A 20,940-nucleotide genomic window follows, 5' to 3' on the forward strand; every position below is an offset into this window, starting at 1 on the left:
TATTTGAGAATCTTTAAGGCATTTAAAATAGTAGTAATTAAAATTTTTTTTAAGATTCATTGAACAGAATGTGAGGCTTGCTTGAACTTTTATGTTTAGTTTTAGTAATTTTATAATTTAAGAAGATATCTATTCCTGTCATGATAATTCATTTTTAATACACAAAAATATGAAAAGAGTTTGGTTATTTATAGGGTTAAGTTTATTGGTTTTTTTACCTGTTTTTTCGCAACAGACAAAATTATTTTCTTTGCTGCCTGCTGAAAAAACAGGAATTACTTTCAATAATCGTCTTCCTGAATCTCCTCAGCTTAATATTATTACTTACGAATATTTTTATAATGGTGGAGGAGTGGCATCCGGTGATTTTAATAATGATGGATTGATAGATTTGTATTTTACGTCTAATCTTCAACCAAATAAAATGTATCTCAATAAAGGAAATCTGAATTTTGAAGATATCACAAAGAAATCAGGTACAGAAGGGCGCAGAGGATGGAAAACGGGGGTAAGTGTTGTTGACATAAACGGTGATGGCTGGCTGGATATTTATGTTTGTTATTCTGGAGATGTTGAACCCGAGAAAAGAAGAAATCAATTGTTTATCAATAATGGGCCTTCCTCATCTGGAGAAATTACATTCAAAGATAAAGCGATGGAAATGGGAGTTGCAGATGAAGGATACTCCACGCAATCCGCTTTTTTTGATTATGATAATGATGGAGACTTGGATCTTTTTGTGTTGAATCATAATATCAAAGCGCTTCGTAATTTTGATGCTTCTTTTGTGAAAAAAATGATAGATCCTGATGCGGGTGATCGTCTTTATCGCAATGATAACAATCATTTTACTGATGTTACCGTTAAAGCTGGTATCATTTCTAATCCTCTTGGATATGGGTTATCTGTTATTGTGAGCGATTTAAATAATGATGGTTGGGCAGATTTATATGTTTCTAATGATTATGTCGAAGAAGATTATCTCTACATTAATAACAGAGACGGAACTTTTACGGATAGTTTGAAAGATCAGTTAGGACATATTTCTAATTTTTCTATGGGAGCGGATATCGCCGATATTAATAATGATGGTTGGCCTGATATTTATACGCTTGACATGCTTCCTGCCGATAATAAAAGACAAAAATTATTATATGCCCCAGATAATTATGAACTCTATAATAATACTTTAAATAACGGATTTTACCATCAGTTAATGCGTAATATGTTGCAGGTAAATAACGGCAACAATACCTTTAGCGAAACCGGGCAGTTGAGTGGAATCTCTAATACTGATTGGAGTTGGTCAGCCTTATTTGCTGATTTTAACAATGATGGCAATAAAGATTTGTTTGTTTCCAATGGGTATGCAAGAGACATGATTAATCGCGATTTTGTCAAATTCTACGCTAGTGAACGATTGAAACATTTGCGTGGCGAAACTGAAGACAAGATGTTCACAATGTTGCAGGGAATTCCTTCGACACCACTTCATAATTATATTTTTGAAAACAAAGGAAATCTTCAGTTTAAGGATTCTTCAATGGATTGGGGACTTGAAGATGAAAATTTTTCGCATGGATCTGTTTATACTGATCTTGACAACGACGGAGATCTTGATTTGGTAATCAACCGAATGAATCAGGTTGCAGCTGTATATAAGAATAATGCCATTGAGATGGGGAATGGTGGCAATTATATTAATCTGGAATTGCAAATGCCGGGACAAAATAAAAATGCTTTGGGAGCTAAAGTAAAAGTGTTTACTCCTAATGGTACCATTACCCAGGAAAATTATCCCGTTCATGGTTTTCAAAGTTCCATGCAACAACCCATACATTTTGGTTTGCCTTCAGTAACGATTGATTCGATTGCAGTGTATTGGCCAGATGGGAAAATGGAGATAATAAAAAAGAATCTTAGGGTTAGTAAATCTATTAAACTGCTGTACGAAAAAGCCAATGTTAGTTCAATTGTTCCAGAGCCTAGTAAAAAGACCGTATTTTCTTCGGCTACGACAGCGATTCCCTTTCGACATACAGAAGAAGAAACGAATGATTTCAAGGTGCAACCGCTAATGACAAATATGCTTTCTTATAGCGGACCACATATTGCAAAAGCGGATGTGAACAAAGATGGATTGGAAGATGTTTTTATTGGCGGCTCCAGAGGGCATGCTGGTCAACTTTTGTTGCAGCAAGCCAACGGTGATTTTGTTCTTTCTGTCCAAAAAGGATTCGAGCAGGACAGTGCGTCAGAAGATGTTGATGCGTTGTTTTTTGATGCGGATAATGATGGCGATGTGGATTTGTATGTAGTCAGTGGAGGATATGCTTTTGAGGAAAATGACGCGGCATTACAAGACAGACTTTATATCAATACCAATGGGGTTTTCGAAAAAAGTTTGGATGCATTACCAATAGAAACCAAAAGCGGCTCTTGTGTAAAGGCCGCCGATGTAAATGGGGATGGAAATCTTGACTTATTTATTGGGAGTCGTGTAATTCCAGGGAAATATCCTGAAACTCCGGAAAGTATGTTACTCATCAATAACGGTAAAGGAATATTTACCAATCGTACCGCCTCATTAGCTCCGGCATTGCAAAAATTAGGAATGGTTACTGATGCTTTGTGGATGGATATCAATAAAGATGGTCAACTGGAATTGATTGTTTGTGGCGAATGGATGAAAGTGAGTTGTTTTGAAAATAAAAACGGAACGCTTACAGATGCCACTCAAAAATATTTTCCGGATTCTTTAGAAGGTTGGTGGAACCGATTGGCTACCGCTGATTTGGATAATGATGGAGATCTTGATTTGGTTGCTGCTAATTGGGGAACTAATAGTCAAATTAAGGCTAGTGAGAAAGAACCTGCAACGCTTTGCTATGGTGATTTTGACAAGAATGGTTCCATAGATCCTTTTGTTTCTTGTTATGTTCAGGGAAAATCATATCCTATGGCCAGTCGAGATGAATTAACAGACCAGATTGTTAGTTTGAGACAACGATTTCCAAATTATGAATCATATTCAGAAGTGACTATTAATGAAATTTTAACAGCAGACCAATTGCAGTCTGCAAAGCAATTAAAGGCCAGTACGTTTGAAACGGTTTGGTTCGAAAATAAAAAGGGGGTCTTTATTAAACACCTTTTACCTGTTCAGGCTAATTATGCTCCTGTATACGCCATTGGAATAGATGATTACAATAATGATGGTAAAGCTGATATTTTATTGGGGGGTAATATAGAGAAAACAAGAATAAAAATAGGCAAGATAGACGCTAATTATGGCGTCTTATTGACCGGAGACGGAAAAGGGAATTTTAATTATATGCCACAGTTAAGTTCAGGTTTGAATGTTAATGGATGTGTAAAGGATATCATTTCTTTACCATTTAATGGTAAAAAAAGGATTCTTTTTTCTGTAAATAATCAGCTTCCTGCTGTGTATAATTATTAATACATTCGCTATGAGAAAAATCTATATCGTTCTATTTGTAATTTTTATAGGGAGCACATCATATTCCCAAAATTCAGCGCAATTCTCTTCAAAAGAGTATGTCTCCGCTTTAAAAAAAGTAACGGATGTGATGGTCAATGATATTGCCTCTCCAGTGGCAGCAGCAAGGTATTATGCTTATATTACTCTTGCTTCAAATGAAGTGACGTCATTGTTTCAAGTGCCTGCAAATTCTTTTTCCAAATCGCTCCAACACTATCAAAAGTTGCAGGTATCAGATACACTAATAGCCAAAAGTAATGCTTCTTTTGCTACAGTATTTACCGTTTTTAAAATGGCAGAAAAACTGTTACCATCGGGTTCCAAGTTTTCAGCTAAAGCTGATTCTCTATCGCTTTTAGCTATAAAAAAAGGAATTCCTAAAGCGCAGGTCGAAAATACTTCTATGTTAGTTCAAGTTGCAGTAAATCAAATGATGCAGTATGTAAGAGCAGATGGTTTTAGTAAGCTTAGCAGTTATAAGAAATACACTCCCATAGCGGGAGAAGGTCATTGGCAACCAACAGGTCCAGGATATATGCAGGCTTTGGAGCCACAATGGTATCGAATAAGAACCTTTTTGCTTGATTCGTCACAGCAATTTAAGCCAAAAGCACCCACTTCTTTTGATAGTAACAAGACGTCTTCTTTTTACAAACAAATGTTTGAGGTTTATACCATTGTAAACCACTTAACAAAAAAAGAAAAAGCCATTGCCAGTTTTTGGGATTGCAATCCTTTCACTTTACAGCAGATTGGGCATGTTGAGTTTGGTTTGAAAAAAATTTCTCCTGGAGGGCATTGGATAGGGATTACCGGTATTGCTTGTTTAAAAAAAGAAACCACTTTACCGCAAACCGTTTTTATTCATACGGCAGTTGCTCTTACATTGTCTGATGCTTTTATTTCTTGTTGGGATGAAAAGTATAGAAGTAATCGAATAAGACCCGAAACAGCAATCAATAAATGGATTGATATTCGATGGCGATCATTGTTGCAAACACCTCCTTTTCCTGAATATACTTCTGGGCACAGCGTAATATCAACAGCCGCTGCTACGGTGCTCACTCAAATTTTAGGAGATAATTTTTCTTTTACAGACAATACAGAGATAGAATTTGGTTTACCTGAGCGGAAATTTAAATCCTTTTTGCAAGCATCACAGGAAGCCGCCATTTCCAGATTATATGGTGGAATTCATTACAGAGATGCTATTGAAAACGGTGCGTTACAGGGAGAACAAATAGGAACGTTCATTGGTCAAAAAATATTGAAATCTAATGATGGGAGTTTTACCTTTAAAAATTAATTAGCATACTATTTATATAATTTGTCAAAATGAAGTTTAAAGTATTTTATTGGTTTGTCGTTTTTTTTGCAAATTAATCTTTAACAATTTGGTTTCTAATACAATTAAAAACAAATACAATGTTAGATAGAGTATCTAACCAAAAAAGTGAATGGTATTTTTGAGCTAATCTCAGTGTTTGGGGAGTTTAACGAAGGTGTTGAAAATGAAAAAACCCATCAAAATGTTGATGGGTCTTTCTTAGTAGCGGGAACAGGACTTGAACCTATGTCCGCCGTGGCGGATAGGAGCCCTTCCGTATTAAAAATTTTGAATAAGATTTTGAATAAATTCTCTCCCAATTCCGGATTTTAAATATTTTTCTCTTTTCATTGCTGTTGATTTTGAATTGAAAAACTCAACATGAATGACTTTCCAAGGTCTAAATTTTAAAGTATACCCTTTTGTTTCTAAAAGATTATGAGATTTGAATCGCTCTATTAAATTAGAAGTAAAACCAGTATAATTCTTTTCGAATTTTTCAGAATATAAAATGTATACAACAAATTCATCCATAATTGTAAGGTATAAAAAAACCATCAATAAAAATTGATGGTTTTTCTCAGTAGCGGGAACAGGACTCGAACCTGTGACCTTCGGGTTATGAGCCCGACGAGCTGCCTACTGCTCTATCCCGCGATGTGCGTTTGTATTTTCAATAAAATTCTTAGTAGCGGGAACAGGACTCGAACCTGTGACCTTCGGGTTATGAGCCCGACGAGCTGCCTACTGCTCTATCCCGCGTTGTTTCGGGTGCAAATGTACGACGAATTTCCGTATTTCCAACGAAAATTTTAAAAAATGTTTTATTTCGTCTATTGACTTGATATGTCTACCTTTGCAAAATAAATTATAATAAAAATGTCACATAAAGCAGGTTTTGTAAACATCATAGGAAATCCAAATGTTGGGAAATCAACACTAATGAATGCCTTTGTTGGAGAAAGATTGTCAATAATCACATCAAAAGCACAAACAACACGTCATAGAATTCTTGGGATTGTAAACGGGGAAGATTTTCAAATGATCTTATCGGATACGCCAGGAATCATCAAACCGGCATACGAAATGCAGGAATCAATGATGAATTTTGTGAAGTCGGCTTTTGAAGATGCTGATGTTCTGATTTATATGGTGGAGATTGGAGAACAAGAGTTGAAAGACGAAGCGTTTTTTAATAAAATTATCCATGCTAAAATCCCTGTTTTATTATTATTGAATAAAATTGATAATTCAAATCAGGCGCAACTAGAAGAACAAGTAGCTTTCTGGACTGCGAAAGTTCCTAATGCAGAAATTTTTCCAATTTCAGCCTTGCAGAATTTTAATGTACCAGAAGTTTTTGGAAGAATCATTTCATTATTACCGGAATCTCCTGCTTATTACCCGAAAGATCAATTGACAGATAAACCGGAACGTTTCTTTGTAAATGAAACTATCCGTGAGAAAATCTTGTTGAATTACAGCAAAGAAATTCCTTATGCGGTAGAAATTGTAACCGAAGAGTTTTTTGAGGATGAAAACATCATTAGAATCCGTTCTTTGATTATGGTGGAGCGTGAAACCCAAAAAGGAATTATAATAGGTCATAAAGGTGCTGCTTTGAAAAAAGTAGGAATGGAAGCGCGTGTCGATTTAGAGAAATTCTTTGGAAAACAAATCCATATTGAGTTGGTGGTGAAAGTGAACAAAAATTGGAGAAGCAACACGAATATGTTGAAGCGTTTTGGTTATAACCAATAAGAGTTGATTTGTTTATTCGATTATTTGTTTAATCGTTTGAAAATAAAACCATTTGATTTGGAAATGCCCTAGCCCTGATAATAGCGGCATCCTTTTTCTGGCTTTTTTAGACAGAAAAAGATACAGCGGATAGCAGGAAAAAGCTCCTTAAAACTTTAAAGTTGAAAGCTTAAACAAAAAGCATACCTTTGCAAAATATTTGAAAATAGGATTATGAATAACATTGTTGCGATAGTAGGAAGACCTAATGTAGGGAAATCAACCCTTTTTAATAGGCTGATACAAAGAAGAGAAGCTATTGTAGATTCGGTTTCTGGGGTTACCAGAGACAGAAACTACGGTAAAAGCGAGTGGAACGGAAAGGAATTTTCTGTAATTGATACGGGCGGTTACGTACGTGGGTCGGATGACGTTTTTGAAGGCGAAATCCGTAAACAAGTAGAACTTGCTATCGATGAAGCGGATGTTATCATTTTTGTTGTCGATGTAGAAGAAGGAATTACTCCAATGGATGATGCTGTTGCGAGATTGTTGCGTAAAGTGACGAAACCGGTTTTACTTGCAGTAAATAAGGTGGATAATGCGATGCGTGAGAAAGATGCGATTGAGTTTTACAACCTTGGTTTAGGAGAATATTATACGTTTGCCAGTATTTCAGGAAGTGGAACTGGGGATTTATTGGATGCATTGATTGATGCTTTTCCTATAAAACCAGAGCCAACTCAGGAAGAAGTTGTATTGCCTCGTTTTGCAGTTGTAGGTCGTCCTAATGCTGGAAAATCAAGCTTTATCAATGCATTGATTGGTAAAGACAGATATATTGTTACTGATATTGCGGGTACTACCCGTGATTCTATTGATACAAAATTTGACCGTTTTGGGTTCGAATTTAACTTGGTTGATACGGCAGGAATTCGTCGTAAAGCGAAAGTGAAGGAAGATTTAGAGTTTTACTCGGTAATGCGTTCGGTTCGTGCGATTGAGCATGCCGATATTTGTATTTTGATTATTGATGCCACACGTGGATTTGAAGGACAAGATCAAAGTATTTTTTGGTTGGCTGAGAAAAACCGTAAAGGAGTTGTAATCTTAGTGAACAAATGGGATTTAGTTGAAAAAGAAACGATGTCAACTCGTGATTATGAAGCTAAAATCAGAGAGGAATTAATGCCATTTACGGATGTGCCTATTCTTTTTGTTTCGGCATTAACGAAACAACGTTTGTTGAAAGCATTAGAAGCAACCGTAAAAGTTTTCGAGAACAGACAACAGCGTATTGCTACTTCAAAATTCAACGAATTTATGTTGAAGGTGATTGAAGCATACCCACCACCAGCAACAAAAGGGAAATATGTAAAAATCAAATATTGTATGCAGTTGCCAACACCAACACCACAATTTGTGTTTTTTGCCAATATGCCACAATATGTAAAAGAACCTTACAAACGTTATCTGGAAAATAAAATTAGAGAAAACTGGGACTTTTCAGGAGTGCCAATCGATATTTATATCAGAGAAAAATAAGAGAAAATCCCGAGCAATCGGGATTTTTTTGTTTAAATAGCTATTATAAATATTACTGTTTTTCTTCTTCTTCTAAAGTTTCCATTGGATGGTCACCGTACCAATCTTTAAAAGTTCTTACTGTTTTGTAATCATCATGTAGAACTGTATATACCATAAACAAGATTAATGGTATACCAATGCAATATAGGGTCATTATTACCGGCAAAGTAACGTTAGTTTGACATAAACCGGCAAATACAAAAACATAAATGGTGGTAAACCACACGAGTTTGATTGCAAAATTTTTCATGGCTATATCTTTTATTAAAGTTACGCCAGAAAACTTAAAAATTTAGTTAATAGACTATTAATCAATGTTTAAAATTAAATTGGAAACGATTTTTTTAGCAGGAATTTTCTATAATGATTTCTATAAAAAGTTCTATGATTTAGATATGCGTATATTTTAAATAGAAAAAGTCCTGATTTCTCAGAACTTTTTTGTGAATTGTATTTTGTAAATGTTTTTATATCTAACTCAAGAAACCTTTTACATAATCTCTTGTTAGTTTCTCTTTTGGGTTTAATAAGATCTCTTCAGTTGGACCAAATTCTATTATTTCTCCCATATACACAAATCCAATATAATCCGAAACCCTGCGCGCTTGGCGAAGTATGTGTGTCACTAATACAATGGTGTATTTGTCTTTTAGTTGCAAAAATAATTCTTCAATGTGCTGCGTCGAAATTGGGTCCAATGCAGATGTTGGTTCATCTCCTAAAATAATTTCAGGTTCGATGGCAAGTCCTCTAGCTAAACACAACCGTTGTTGTTGCCCGATGGATAATCGAGTGGCAGGAGATTTTAATCGGTCTTTGACTTCGTCCCAAAGATTGACACCTCTAAGGTATTTTTCTACGATTTCGTCTAGTTCTTTTTTGTTGTTATTTCCATGAATTCGTTGTCCGTAAGCAATATTATCATAGATATTCATAGGTAATGGAAAAGGTCTTTGAGAGAGCAATCCCATTTTTTTTCGAATGTGGGTTACTTCAACTTTTGGATCATAGATATTTTCGCCATCTACTAAAACTTTTCCTTCTACACGTACATCAGTTTGTCGGTCGAGTAGGCGATTCATAGTTTTAAGAAGTGTTGTTTTTCCACAACCGGAAGGACCTATTAATGAAGTAACTTTTTTATCCGGAATGTCCAGATTGATGTTTTTTAGAATGTGGTTTTCTCCAATGTGTACGTTTAAATTTTGAATGCTGATATGGGGCTGAATGATCATATTTTATTTTTTGAAAGGTTTTTGCTTGCAATTTTTGCAGCTATACTAATGATTAAAACAATTATGGTAAGAATAACTGCTGCTGCATACGCTCGGTTTTGTACTTCTTGAATCGGACTACTTAATTGGAAAAATATAGACAGAGGTAATGTTGCTGCTGGTTGGTCAAGTGATGTTGGAATGCTATCCGTAAAGCCAGCAGTGAAAAGTACACAGGCCGCATCGCCAATTGCTCTGCCAAATGATAATAATATCGCAGTAATAATTCCAGGGATAGATTGTCGTAATAAGATTTTTGCGGTTTCATAACGTGTGCCACCAAGTGAATATACAGAGTTGCTCATGTCTTCCGGTACGACTCTTACCACTTCATCTATGGCTCGAACCAATATGGGAATGATCATTAGCGTTACAGTTATTATTCCTGCTAAAAGGGAAGTTTTTAATCCCATATAAACCATTATTGCGAAACCAAAAGCGCCATAAACAATTGAGGGAATTCCAAACAAAATGTCATAACTCAATCGGGTGATATTCGCTAATAATGAATTTTTTTTTGCATATACGTTGATGTAAATAACAATTGGAATACTCACTAAAAGCCCCAATAAGGTTGAACCCAAAGTAATATAGACAGATCCAATTATAGCATTCAGAATTCCACCCCCTTTGCCAATATAAAATCCTCCCTCAGGTATTTTTGAAATCATATCCCAACTCAACGATCCAACACCTCTTGAAAAAATGGTGTACAGTATCATGAATAAGGTACTACTGATGATGATTGTACTGAGTATCATCAAAAATTTAAATATATTTTCTTCTGTTTTTCTCATTTTTGATGGGTCTTAGTTGGTTCTTTTTTCAATTCTAAATAAAATAATTCTAGAAATAGCATTAAATAAAAAGATAATGACAAATAGAAGTAAAGCGGCAAACATCAGCGCCGAGTCATACATGGGAATAGACATCATTTCTCCGTAATTATTAGCAATAAGAGCAGGTAAAGGATAGCCTGAATCGAATACACTTTTAGGAACTTGTGCTAAATTTCCGCAAACCATCAGAACGGCTATAGTTTCACCAAAAGCTCTCGAAATTGCCAATACTACCGCAGCTACAATTCCATCAATTGATTTTCTAAGAAGTACTTTTTTAGTAGTTTGCCATTGTGTTGCTCCTAGTGCCAAAGACGCATCTCTTAATTCCTGTGGAACGTTGTCAAACACCTCTATCAGAATACTTATAATCAACGGGAAAATCATAATGGCTAACACAATTCCTCCTGCTAAAACGGAATATCCTGTTGTAAATTCAATAAAATGGGGTGCAATTTTATCCTGGATTAAAGGAACGATTACCAATACGCCCCAAACTCCAAAAAGAACCGGTGGAATTCCTGATAGTAATTCAATCAATGGTAAAACCAATTTCCGAACCCGAATGTTTGCATATTCCGAAAGATAGATTGCAGTAAGCATGGATAGCGGTAAGGCTATAATTATGGCAATTCCTGTTACCCAAAATGTACCCACTATAAATGGATAAAACCCAAAAGCTTCCTTAAAAGGTTTCCATTCCGAGGAAGATAATAGATTCCATAATGAGCTGCTATGCAAAATAGGTAGTGATTTGTAAAACAAGCCAAGCCCCATTAAAACTACTGTAGATATGGAAAGTATGGTGAGTGTTAAAAAAGCTTTACTTAGGAAACGATCTTTTAGTAATCTTATATTTTTCATTTTAATTATTGTAAAACCACCCTAACAAACTGAGTTTTAAGCCGCTCGTGGTTTTAAGGAGTTGCATTAGAGTGGATATTTGGTATTTAAAAGAATATTATTTTACTTTTTCTAACTCTTTATTGATTTTCTCTTTGGAAAACTTGATATAGCCTGCTTCCTGAACAAATTTCTGCCCATCAGTAAGAATGTATTTTATAAATTCTTTTACGATTGGATTTTTTGGTTTTCCCACAGTTACAAAATACAAATCTCTTGCTGGAGGTGATGGATATTTTCCGGCAACAATAGCTGCAATCAACTGATCGATATCATCATAAAAATTTTCATCTGGATCTAATTTTCCATTGTTGTTCAAATCAATTGGAACAGGAACTACTCCGTTAGTTGGTTTATTTGTTTTGGTATCATAGACATACACAATATTATTAAAACCTAATCCTGACGGGTCTCTTTTTACAGCTTGCGCCAGTCCTGGATCACCAAATACAGCTACTCCTTGTAAATCTTCTTGTTTTTTATTGAAATATTTGGCCCAAGTTTCTGCTGCTCCCGATGCATCTGAGCGTGTATATACATGTATTGGAGCTTCACTTTTAAAACCTAAAGTATTCCAAGTCTTGTATTTACCAGTAATAAAGATGTGGTTAAAGGCATCCTTTTTTACTCCTTTTTCATATAGTACTTTTCTGTATGGACTTGAAGCACTTATAGTTGGGATTACAGCATCTTTAGTTACTGCCACGGAAAAAGCTCCTTTTTTATACTCTGCTGCATTCAAGTCTCTAGAAACCAATCCAATGTCGGTTACTTTAGATAATACATCGGTTATTCCTTTTCCTGCTCCTCCAGCTTGAATATCAATTTTGACATTTGGGTTGATTTTCTTGAATTCTTCTGCCCATTTTACAGTAATTGGATACAAGGCAAAAGCTCCAGAAATGCTTATATTTCCTTTTAAATCTTGTGCAGCTACTTTTGTGGTAGTTGCATTTGTCAATAATAAAATTATTACGGCTACGAATGATATTTTATATGTTTTCATTTTGTTTCTTTTTAGAATTTTTAAAAATTAGAATTTTAATTGCAATTGTGCTATAATTTCATCTTTATTGATTGAAAATCCTTGTTCACTTTTGTGCTTGTAGTTGACTTGAAATTTCACAAAACTATTTGGATATAGATTAGCACCAAGGGTATAGAATGAAGTAATGTCATTCTTTGGATTGTTTTTTGTTGGGTCGAATGTATCGTATTTAGCTACAAACTGGAGTTTCTTTGGTAGAACAAAATAACCCACTTGTGCATACCAACCGTCCTTAAGAAGATCTCTATTTACTCCGTTTACAATATAAGTACCTTGTTGTGCTTGTAAATATTCAGCTCTTAATGAGAAGTCATTGTAATTTACCGATACATCAGCGCCAATGCGAATTTGATCTTGGTTTTTAGCAGGTGTTGTCCATGAGTCGTGTCCATTAGAATAGGAGATACCAAAATCTAAAAATTCATAAGGATGTGCCACAATTCTGGCAGCAATATCTTTAGATTCGTTTTTATCTGAAGCGATATTAATTCCTTGACCATCAAAATAAGCCAAATAATAATCTAAAAGAAAACGGTTTGAGGCTGTTTTGAATAAGCTACCACTGGCTTGCAGTCCTATATCACGGCCATTTTGATCTCCAAGCGCATCTTTATTTCGCCCTGTTAAACCACTTATTTGTGCACGATCTATTGTCTCTAGTGAACTATCTGAAGTAGTGCTTTCTAATGAATTTGGAATTAGAAATTGTCCACCGGTTATTTTTAAGTAATCAAAAGGTTTGTAGACAAAATACGCATCAATTATTTTTGTATTGATAGCAAAATCTGTTTGTAATCGGTATTCCCATTCCGGAGAAAAATTACCTTTTATGTCTAATCTGGCTCTTCTTATATCAAAGCCATCAGCTTTCCCTTGTTCTTGTAAGGATTGATAGCGCACTTGTGTATAGCCACCAATATTTATGTTCCGACTGGAAAGGACATTAAATAATTTTTGTTTTTCTTTTACTTCTTGTTGTTTGAAAGCATAATCAGCACGTATAGAGTCTGCATCATTTTGTTTAACTAGCCCTTTTTGGATTAATAAATTAAGTACATCATCTGATGATTGTGCTGTAGCTATTCCAATTGTAAAAAATGTGATTACGAGTAACAGTATTTTTTTTGTTTTCATTTTGTGTGTTTTTTTAATTTTTTTTCTATGTGTTTATCTATTTATTTTTTGAAGGGACTATGTTTTTAAAACTAAAATTCCCCTAAAGTGTTTTTATGCCCGAGGGCACATAAAATAGAAACTGCACGTATTTTTTAAATTAAAAAAAATGGTTGTATTTAAATCTAGGTTTAGTAAACCTTTTTTAAGTAGATTAATTTTCATGATTTAATTATTATATAAATTATATGTAAGTAGTAGAGTTTAAATTAAATTTTTTTTTTTCTAACACTCGCACATCATAATATCATCATAAAATTTAATAGTAATTTGATTTAAATTTTTTTGATTCTCAATAAATAAACTGAGGTTTTCAGAATGATTTTTCATTTTTTTAACTTTTAGCGTTATAATCTGGAGCAAATATATAATTAATTCTATAAAAATAGTAGAGTTTAAAAAATATTTTTTTATTTTTTTACTAATGAGGAAATTGTAATGCCTTGCATAGCCTTTAGAGTCTCGTCTCGAATAGTCATTAGCCCGTGTCGTAACAGGCATTCAGACTCACTAGTACAATCGGAGCAAGGCTCGTAAAAATTTAATGATGCGCACGGAAGTAATGCAATTGCCCCATCAAATAATCGATGAATATCAGCTAAAGTAATTTCATTTTTGGATTTTAAAAGATAATAACCTCCAAATTTTCCTTGTTTGCTCCCTACAAAATGGCCACGTTTTAAATCCAATAAGATCTGCTCCAAAAACTTTTTTGGAATATTAGCTGCTTCAGCAATTTCAATAGTTCTTGAAATGTGATTTTCGTCTTGTTGCGCTAAAAAAAGTAATGCCTTGAGAGCGTATTTGGCTTTATGTGAAAGCATTTTTAATGTATTTTATAATTGTAACTTTTAAATTGGATGCGATTTCAAATTTTAAAAAAATGAAAGTAAAACAAACATAAACTATTTTAGTTTATAATTTTATAAGTAATGCTGATTTTGGATGTCAAATGTAATCTTGAAATATTGATGCAAACGGAAGACAACTAGTTTTAATCTACCAATCTCCACCAGATCCACCACCAGAGAAACCTCCGCCACCAAATCCTCCACCGAAACCTCCGCCACCAAATCCTCCACCAGATGAACCACCACCAAAACCGCCTCCGCCGCTGTTTCTGCCAAGACTACTAAGAATAAGAATATCAAGCAAACTAGGTCCGCCACCTCTGTTACCAGAATTTCCGCCACCGCCTTTGTTTCTTGAAATAAGAATAAGAATAATTACAATAATTACGATAAAAGGTAAAATTGGAAAATCTTGGCCTTTATTTTGTTTTCGTTCTCCTTTGTATTTGCCTTTAAAAACATCAATTATAGCATCGGTTCCTTTATCAAGACCTCTGTAATAACTTCCTGCTTTAAATTCTGGAATAATAATATTTCGAGTAATTTCTCCTCCAATTCCAGCTGTTAAGCGATCTTCAAGCCCATAACCTGGTGAAATCCATATTTTTCTTTCGGCTTTAGCCAATAAAATAAGAACTCCGTTATCGTCTTTTGCAGTTCCGCCAATTCCCCATTGGTGCCCCCATTTTGGAGTAAGAATACCTATGTCTTCGCCTTTAAGGCTTTCAATGGTAATTACTACAATTTGAGTAGTTGTAGAATCAGAATATTTAATGAGTTTATCTTCTAATTGTGCTTTTTCTGTTGCGCTTAAAATATTGGCATAATCATAAACCGAAGTTTGTAAACTCGGTTTTTCAGGAATAGTAAATTGAGCAAAACTAATTTGTGTAAATAAAAAACAAACTAATAGCTTTAGGAAAATTGAGTTAATCTTTTTTTGTAATAGCATTATCCTTTAGATATTTCGTTTGATAATTCATTGGTGTCGTCCGCTGACCAAGGGAAATGTTTTTTCAATTGTTCCCCTGTCATTAAAATCCCATCAATAAGTCCTTGTTTGAAATTTCCATTTTTAAAATGGTTTTTCATCACTTCTTTTGTGGTATCCCAAAAATCATCAGCAACAAGATCATTAATTCCTTTGTCTCCACAAATCACAAATTTTTTATCGGCAACAGCGAGATAAATTAAAACGCCATTTTGAAGTTGGGTTTCGTTCATTTTCAATTCATGAAAAACTTCCAAAGCCCTGTCAAAAGGAACTTCGGAAGTTGTTTTTTCTATATGTACTCTAATCTCGCCAGAAGTATTTTTTTCGGCCACGCGAATAGCTTCAACAATGGCGCTTTCTTCTTCTTGGGTTAAAAAATCTTCTACTTTTGACATTGAAATATTTTTGAGTTAAGATTAGCGATTTTTGATTTCAGAATTGTTAAATCTGCAATCAAACAACCGTTAATTTTTAAAGGTTGTTTCTTAAATTTGTTATGACTTCTAAAAATCTAAGAAGTCTAATAATCTAACTTTAGAATTTTACTTCAACAGGTTTGTCTGCACCTTCTACAGCATTAAAATATGCTTTTTCTTTGAAACCGAATATTCCTGCAAATAATGAATTTGGAAACGTTTTAATATGTGAGTTATACGGTTTAACTGCTTCATTGAAACGGGTTCTTGCTGTAAGAATTTGGTTTTCAGTACTGGCCAATTCGTCCTGTAATTTCAAGAAATTCTGATTCGCTTTCAAATCAGGATATTGCTCTACTGTCACTAATAATCGAGATAATGAACTGCTTACGCCACTTTGTGCTTTATTGAATTCTGCTAATTTTTCTGGAGTAATGTTTGTTGGGTCAATTGTAGTTGAGGTCGCTTTTGCTCTAGCTTCAATAACAGCAGTCAAAGTTGATTTTTCAAAATCAGCGGCTCCTTTTACAGTATTTACTAAATTTCCTATAAGGTCATTTCTTCTTTGGTAAGCCGTTTGCACATCTCCCCAAGATTGTTCTACTGTTTGATTTAAAGTTACAGCTGTATTGTTAATTCCTTTAACCCAGCTATAAATTCCAATAATTAATACTGCTGCAATAATCCAAGGTAAAAATTTTTTAAAATCCATTTTTGTTTAATTTAAAGTTTAGTGTTTAATTGTTATTTTTATAAAATCAGCAACCAAAAAAATTATAGTTGATCTTTAATATTTGTTAATTGTGTTCGTATGGTTTCCAGTTTTCGAATAATTTCAAATTTATCCAAGGTTTTTTTCTGGCCTTCTTTCAAATGTGTTTTGGCACCTTCCAGTGTAAAACCTCTTTCTTTCACTAAATGAAAGATGAGTTGTAAATTAGTCACATCTTCAGGAGTGAACATGCGATTGCCTTTGGCATTCTTTTTTGGCTTCAGAATATCAAATTCATTATCCCAAAAACGAATTAGTGAGGCATTCACATCAAATGCTTTGGCTACTTCACCAATGCTGTAATATCTTTTATCTTTTGAAAGCTCAATATGCATATTATTTTTATTTGACTTTTTAATTCTGCTACCATTATCTGTAGACTTTTTCACTCCTAATACCTGTTCACTGACCACTCTTTTTTATAAGTATTAATCTAATGATTGATTTTCTTGGTTAGCCAATTTTGAAATGGCAACATACTCAATTGCCGAAATATTCCCATAATAAAAATTCAATGGATTCACGACTTTACCATCTTTATGTACTTCATAATGCAAGTGCGGTCCTTCGGATCTTCCTGTACTTCCTACATACCCTATAATATCACCACGTTTTACTCTTTGTCCGGCTCTACAATTGTATTTACTTAAATGACCATATAGGGTTTCGTATCCATAACCATGCCTAATTACCACATGATTTCCAAAACCAGAAACCGTATTATCCGCTTTTGAAACAACTCCATCTCCTGTAGCATAAATGGGAGTCCCTATTTTTGCAGAGAAATCCATTCCTTCATGCATTTTTCTCGCCTTCGTAAAAGGATCTGTTCGATACCCAAAGCCTGATGCCAATCGTTTCAAATTCTCATTTCTTACTGGCTGAATGGCAGGAATAGCTGCCAATAATTTATTTTTTGCTTTAGCTAAGGCCAAAATAATATCCAGTGATTTTGACTGAATCGCCAATTCTTTGCTAAGCACGTCAACTCTTTTTGTCGTGTTGATTACCAGTTGGGAATTGTCATAACCTTCTAATGTTTTATAGCGATTGATATTTCCAAAACCTGATTTTCGCACCGAGTCAGGAATCGCTGCCGTATTAAAATAAATCCTGTATAAATTATTATCTCTATCTTCAATGTCTTCAACAACACCATCAACTTGATCCATTTTCTTATTTAAAATAGAAAAATTCAACTTCAAATTGTCAATTTCACGCGCTAGCAAACGGTCTTTTGGCGTTTCAAAATAGGGAGTGTTCAATAAAACAATAAAACATAAAAATCCGAACAAGGCCGATGCTATTAAAAATAAGGCTACAACACCAAATTTCTTTCTTTTTCTTACTTTTATTTTTCGGTATGCTAGATTTTCGGAATCGTAATAATATTTTACTTTCGCCATATTTTAAAATACCCTATTTTTGCACCTTCATAAAAGGTTAGTCGAACAAATTTAATAAATGTTTCATTCGTTCAACCCTTTTTTTAGGAATAAATATAATAATGTGCCTATTCCAGCTATTCGTTACAAGTTCTCGTCTTGAAATCTTTTTTTCTAATGCGCCAGCAGGAGCTTCCTCCGGTCGCTCAGCCATCTCAAGAAAAAATAAATTTCAAAGCCGTGAAGCTTTTCACTGTTATCTGGGGCATTAAATGTTGATTCGTTGATTTGGTTATTCGTTTATGCGATACAACCGATTAACCAAATCAACAAATAACCGAATAAACAATAAAAATGAAATCACAAGACGTACGTAAACAATTTCTGGATTTTTTCGCATCAAAAGGACACTTAATCGTTCCTTCAGCACCCATAGTTCTAAAAGATGACCCAACACTGATGTTTAACAACTCAGGAATGGCACAATTCAAAGAATATTTCCTTGGGAACGCCACGCCAAAAAGCAATAGAATTGCCGATACACAAAAATGTCTTCGTGTTTCAGGAAAACATAATGACTTGGAGGATGTAGGTTTTGATACGTACCACCACACCATGTTTGAAATGCTTGGGAACTGGTCTTTTGGAGATTATTTCAAAAAAGAAGCCATCAACTGGGCTTGGCAACTTTTGACAGAAGTGTATAAAATCCCAAAAGAAAATTTATACGTTTCTGTATTTGAAGGTAACCCAGAAGAAAACGTACCATTCGATCAGGAAGCTTGGGATATTTGGAAAGGATTGATTGACGAAGACCGAATTATTCTTGGAAACAAGAAAGACAATTTCTGGGAAATGGGCGATCAAGGACCTTGTGGACCTTGTTCTGAAATTCATGTTGATTTACGCCCAGAAGCTGAAAAATTACAGGTTTCCGGAAAGAGTTTAGTAAACAATGACCATCCGCAAGTAGTGGAAATCTGGAACAACGTATTCATGGAGTTCAACCGTAAAGCAGACGGTTCTTTAGAAAAACTTCCTGCGCAACACGTTGATACCGGAATGGGATTTGAGCGTTTGTGTATGGCATTGCAAGGAAAAACTTCCAATTATGATACCGATGTGTTTACGCCACTTATTGAAAAAGTAGAGCAAATAACAGGATTAAAATACACAACCAATGAAGTCATTCTGAACGATAGTGAAGAATCTCAAGAGCAAAACAAAACCAATATCGCTATTCGTGTAGTGGTAGATCACGTTCGTGCGGTAGCTTTTGCTATTGCCGACGGACAATTGCCATCAAATACAGGTGCTGGTTATGTAATTCGTAGAATTTTGCGTCGTGCGATTCGTTACGGATTTACTTTCTTGAATACCAAGGAACCGTTTATCAATCAATTGGTAGCAGTTTTAGCCAATCAAATGGGGGAATTTTTTCCAGAAATCAAATCGCAACAACAATTGGTTACGAATGTAATTCGTGAAGAAGAAGCATCGTTCTTAAGAACTTTAGACCAAGGGTTACAATTACTGGAAAATGTGGTTGCCGAAACTAAAGGGTCAACAGTTTCCGGTACTAAAGCATTTGAATTATACGATACTTTCGGATTTCCAATTGACTTGACAGCATTAATTCTTAGAGAAAAAGGATTCGAACTGGACGAAGCCGGTTTTAATGTTGCCATGCAAGCTCAAAAAGCTCGTTCACGCGCTGCATCAGAAGTTTCTACCGAAGATTGGTCTGTGTTGATTCCAGGAAATGTAGAAACATTTGTGGGTTACGATCAATCAGAAAGTGACGTAAAAATCACTCGCATCCGTAAAATTGACAGTAAAAAAGACGGGGTTTTATACCAAATCGTTTTAGATAACACACCATTCTATCCAGAAGGTGGTGGGCAAGTGGGAGATAAAGGAAGTTTGGTTTCTGCAAATGAAACGATCGAAATCATCGATACTAAAAAAGAAAATAACCTGATTTTACATTTTGCCAAAAAATTACCGGAAAATGTTAACGCCAGTTTTGTTGCTAAAGTGAATCAGGATTTGAGAAGTTTGTCTTCTAGAAATCACTCGGCTACACACTTAATGCATCAAGCGTTGAGAAGTATTCTTGGCACACATGTGGAACAAAAAGGTTCCTTGGTAAACCCAAACTATTTGCGTTTTGACTTTTCTCATTTTGCTAAAATGACAGAATCTGAATTGCAGCAAGTAGAGGATTTTGTAAACGCAAGAATTCAAGAGCAATTGCCATTAATTGAAAGAAGAAATATTCCAATTCAACAAGCTTTAGAAGAAGGCGCAATGGCATTGTTTGGTGAAAAATACGGAGATAATGTACGTGCCATAAAATTTGGCGAAAGCATGGAACTATGTGGTGGAATTCACGTAAAAAATACAGCTGAAATCTGGCATTTCAAAATCGTTTCTGAAGGAGCGGTTGCTGCAGGAATTCGTCGTATCGAAGCCATTACAAGTGATGCTGTTAAAGCACATTTTGCATCCTATGAAAACACATTGAATGAAGTAAAAACAGCATTGAAAAATCCTCAAGATATTTTGAAAGCCGTTCATTCGATGCAAGAAGAAAATGCAAAATTGGCCAAACAAATTGAGGCTTTGGTAAAAGATAAAGTTAAAAATTTGAAAGCGGGTCTAACAGCAGAAATACAAGAAATAAACGGCATACAATTCCTAGCAAAACAAGTGGATTTAAATCCGGAAGGAGCAAAAGATTTGGCGTATGAATTAGGGAATTTAGGGAATAACGTATTTTTAGTTTTGGCTACAGCCGACGAAGAAAAACCAATGTTAACTTGTTATATTTCTAAAGAATTGGTTGCTGATAAAAACCTAAATGCAGGACAAGTAGTCCGTGAATTGGGTAAGTTTATCCAAGGTGGAGGCGGGGGACAACCGTTTTTTGCTACAGCTGGAGGAAAAAATGTTGCAGGAATTCAGGAAGCTTTGGGAAAAGCAATTGAGTTTGTAAAGTAAAACAAATTTATTTTTTATAATAAAAACCCTTTTAGAACTTATGTTCTAAAAGGGTTTGTTTTTGTTCAATACCTTATTTTATAGTATTTGCATGGCGTTGCAATTAGATTTGAAAATAGTAGT

The 20,940-nt window shown here is 34.7% G+C and carries 18 protein-coding genes and 2 tRNA genes; 5 read left to right on the top strand and 15 right to left on the bottom strand.

From position 1 onward, the window contains the following. Positions 1-169 precede the first annotated feature (169 nt). Positions 170-3,463 (top strand): VCBS repeat-containing protein, encoded by a 3,294-nt coding sequence (locus OA85_RS07945; RefSeq protein ID WP_039108998.1) that lies wholly within the window; start codon positions 170-172, stop codon positions 3,461-3,463. 10 nt (positions 3,464-3,473) lie between these two features. Beyond that, positions 3,474-4,811: a vanadium-dependent haloperoxidase gene (locus OA85_RS07950; protein ID WP_039108999.1), complete on the top strand. Its 1,338-nt coding sequence runs from the start codon at positions 3,474-3,476 to the stop codon at positions 4,809-4,811. 300 nt (positions 4,812-5,111) lie between these two features. Here the strand turns inward: OA85_RS07950 and OA85_RS07955 are convergent, their stop codons facing one another. From OA85_RS07955 to OA85_RS07965, 3 genes are all read right to left on the bottom strand, one after another. Beyond that, a complete protein-coding gene (locus OA85_RS07955; RefSeq protein ID WP_039109000.1) occupies positions 5,112-5,366 on the bottom strand; it encodes a GIY-YIG nuclease family protein in 255 nt (84 codons plus the stop codon). A gap of 50 nt (positions 5,367-5,416) precedes the next feature. Beyond that, positions 5,417-5,489, bottom strand: a tRNA-Met gene (locus OA85_RS07960). Between the two features lie 32 nt (positions 5,490-5,521). Next, positions 5,522-5,594 (bottom strand) — tRNA-Met (locus OA85_RS07965). Between the two features lie 117 nt (positions 5,595-5,711). Here OA85_RS07965 and era point away from each other — a divergent pair. Continuing rightward, positions 5,712-6,593 (top strand): GTPase Era, encoded by an 882-nt coding sequence (gene era / locus OA85_RS07970; protein WP_039109001.1) that lies wholly within the window; start codon positions 5,712-5,714, stop codon positions 6,591-6,593. Positions 6,594-6,806: 213 nt separating this feature from the next. Next, positions 6,807-8,117 (top strand): ribosome biogenesis GTPase Der, encoded by a 1,311-nt coding sequence (der, locus tag OA85_RS07975; RefSeq protein ID WP_039109002.1) that lies wholly within the window; start codon positions 6,807-6,809, stop codon positions 8,115-8,117. Between the two features lie 52 nt (positions 8,118-8,169). Here the strand turns inward: der and OA85_RS07980 are convergent, their stop codons facing one another. The 12 genes from OA85_RS07980 to OA85_RS08035 form a co-directional block, all read right to left on the bottom strand. Further along, positions 8,170-8,409 carry a hypothetical protein gene (locus tag OA85_RS07980; RefSeq protein ID WP_039109003.1) on the bottom strand — a complete coding sequence of 80 codons (240 nt, stop codon included), beginning with the start codon at positions 8,407-8,409 and terminating at the stop codon, positions 8,170-8,172. A 223-nt stretch (positions 8,410-8,632) separates the two neighbouring features. Then, a complete protein-coding gene (gene pstB, locus OA85_RS07985; protein WP_039109004.1) occupies positions 8,633-9,394 on the bottom strand; it encodes a phosphate ABC transporter ATP-binding protein PstB in 762 nt (253 codons plus the stop codon). After that, complete coding sequence (gene pstA, locus OA85_RS07990) at positions 9,391-10,230, bottom strand: phosphate ABC transporter permease PstA (protein WP_039109005.1); 840 nt, start codon at positions 10,228-10,230, stop codon at positions 9,391-9,393. The genes pstB and pstA overlap by 4 nt, the downstream gene beginning before the upstream one ends. Positions 10,231-10,242: 12 nt before the next feature. After that, positions 10,243-11,136, bottom strand: coding sequence for a phosphate ABC transporter permease subunit PstC (gene pstC, locus OA85_RS07995; protein ID WP_039109006.1), 894 nt, complete (start codon positions 11,134-11,136; stop codon positions 10,243-10,245). Between the two features lie 97 nt (positions 11,137-11,233). After that, entirely contained in the window at positions 11,234-12,181 is a 948-nt protein-coding gene (locus OA85_RS08000; RefSeq protein ID WP_039109007.1) for a PstS family phosphate ABC transporter substrate-binding protein, read from the bottom strand. Positions 12,182-12,208: 27 nt separating this feature from the next. Further along, positions 12,209-13,357 (bottom strand): porin, encoded by a 1,149-nt coding sequence (locus tag OA85_RS08005; RefSeq protein WP_039109008.1) that lies wholly within the window; start codon positions 13,355-13,357, stop codon positions 12,209-12,211. 449 nt (positions 13,358-13,806) lie between these two features. Next, the gene (locus OA85_RS08010) at positions 13,807-14,220 is read right to left on the bottom strand and encodes an Rrf2 family transcriptional regulator (protein WP_039109009.1); all 414 of its coding nucleotides are present in this window, start codon (positions 14,218-14,220) and stop codon (positions 13,807-13,809) included. 175 nt (positions 14,221-14,395) lie between these two features. Further along, positions 14,396-15,199 (bottom strand): YgcG family protein, encoded by an 804-nt coding sequence (locus OA85_RS08015; RefSeq protein WP_039109010.1) that lies wholly within the window; start codon positions 15,197-15,199, stop codon positions 14,396-14,398. After that, complete coding sequence (locus tag OA85_RS08020; protein WP_039109011.1) at positions 15,199-15,636, bottom strand: TPM domain-containing protein; 438 nt, start codon at positions 15,634-15,636, stop codon at positions 15,199-15,201. The genes OA85_RS08015 and OA85_RS08020 overlap by 1 nt, the downstream gene beginning before the upstream one ends. A gap of 139 nt (positions 15,637-15,775) precedes the next feature. Next, positions 15,776-16,369 (bottom strand): LemA family protein, encoded by a 594-nt coding sequence (locus OA85_RS08025; protein WP_039109012.1) that lies wholly within the window; start codon positions 16,367-16,369, stop codon positions 15,776-15,778. Positions 16,370-16,431: 62 nt separating this feature from the next. Then, the gene (locus tag OA85_RS08030) at positions 16,432-16,764 is read right to left on the bottom strand and encodes a MerR family transcriptional regulator (protein ID WP_039109454.1); all 333 of its coding nucleotides are present in this window, start codon (positions 16,762-16,764) and stop codon (positions 16,432-16,434) included. A gap of 93 nt (positions 16,765-16,857) precedes the next feature. After that, on the bottom strand, positions 16,858-17,835 hold the full coding sequence (locus tag OA85_RS08035; RefSeq protein ID WP_039109013.1) for a M23 family metallopeptidase: 978 nt from the start codon (positions 17,833-17,835) through the stop codon (positions 16,858-16,860). A 333-nt stretch (positions 17,836-18,168) separates the two neighbouring features. Between OA85_RS08035 and alaS the strand changes: the two genes are divergently transcribed. Further along, entirely contained in the window at positions 18,169-20,817 is a 2,649-nt protein-coding gene (gene alaS, locus OA85_RS08040; RefSeq protein WP_039109014.1) for an alanine--tRNA ligase, read from the top strand. Positions 20,818-20,940 lie beyond the last annotated feature (123 nt).

Origin of the sequence: Flavobacterium sp. AED, assembly GCF_000812945.1 — a bacterium.
GTDB lineage: Bacteria > Bacteroidota > Bacteroidia > Flavobacteriales > Flavobacteriaceae > Flavobacterium.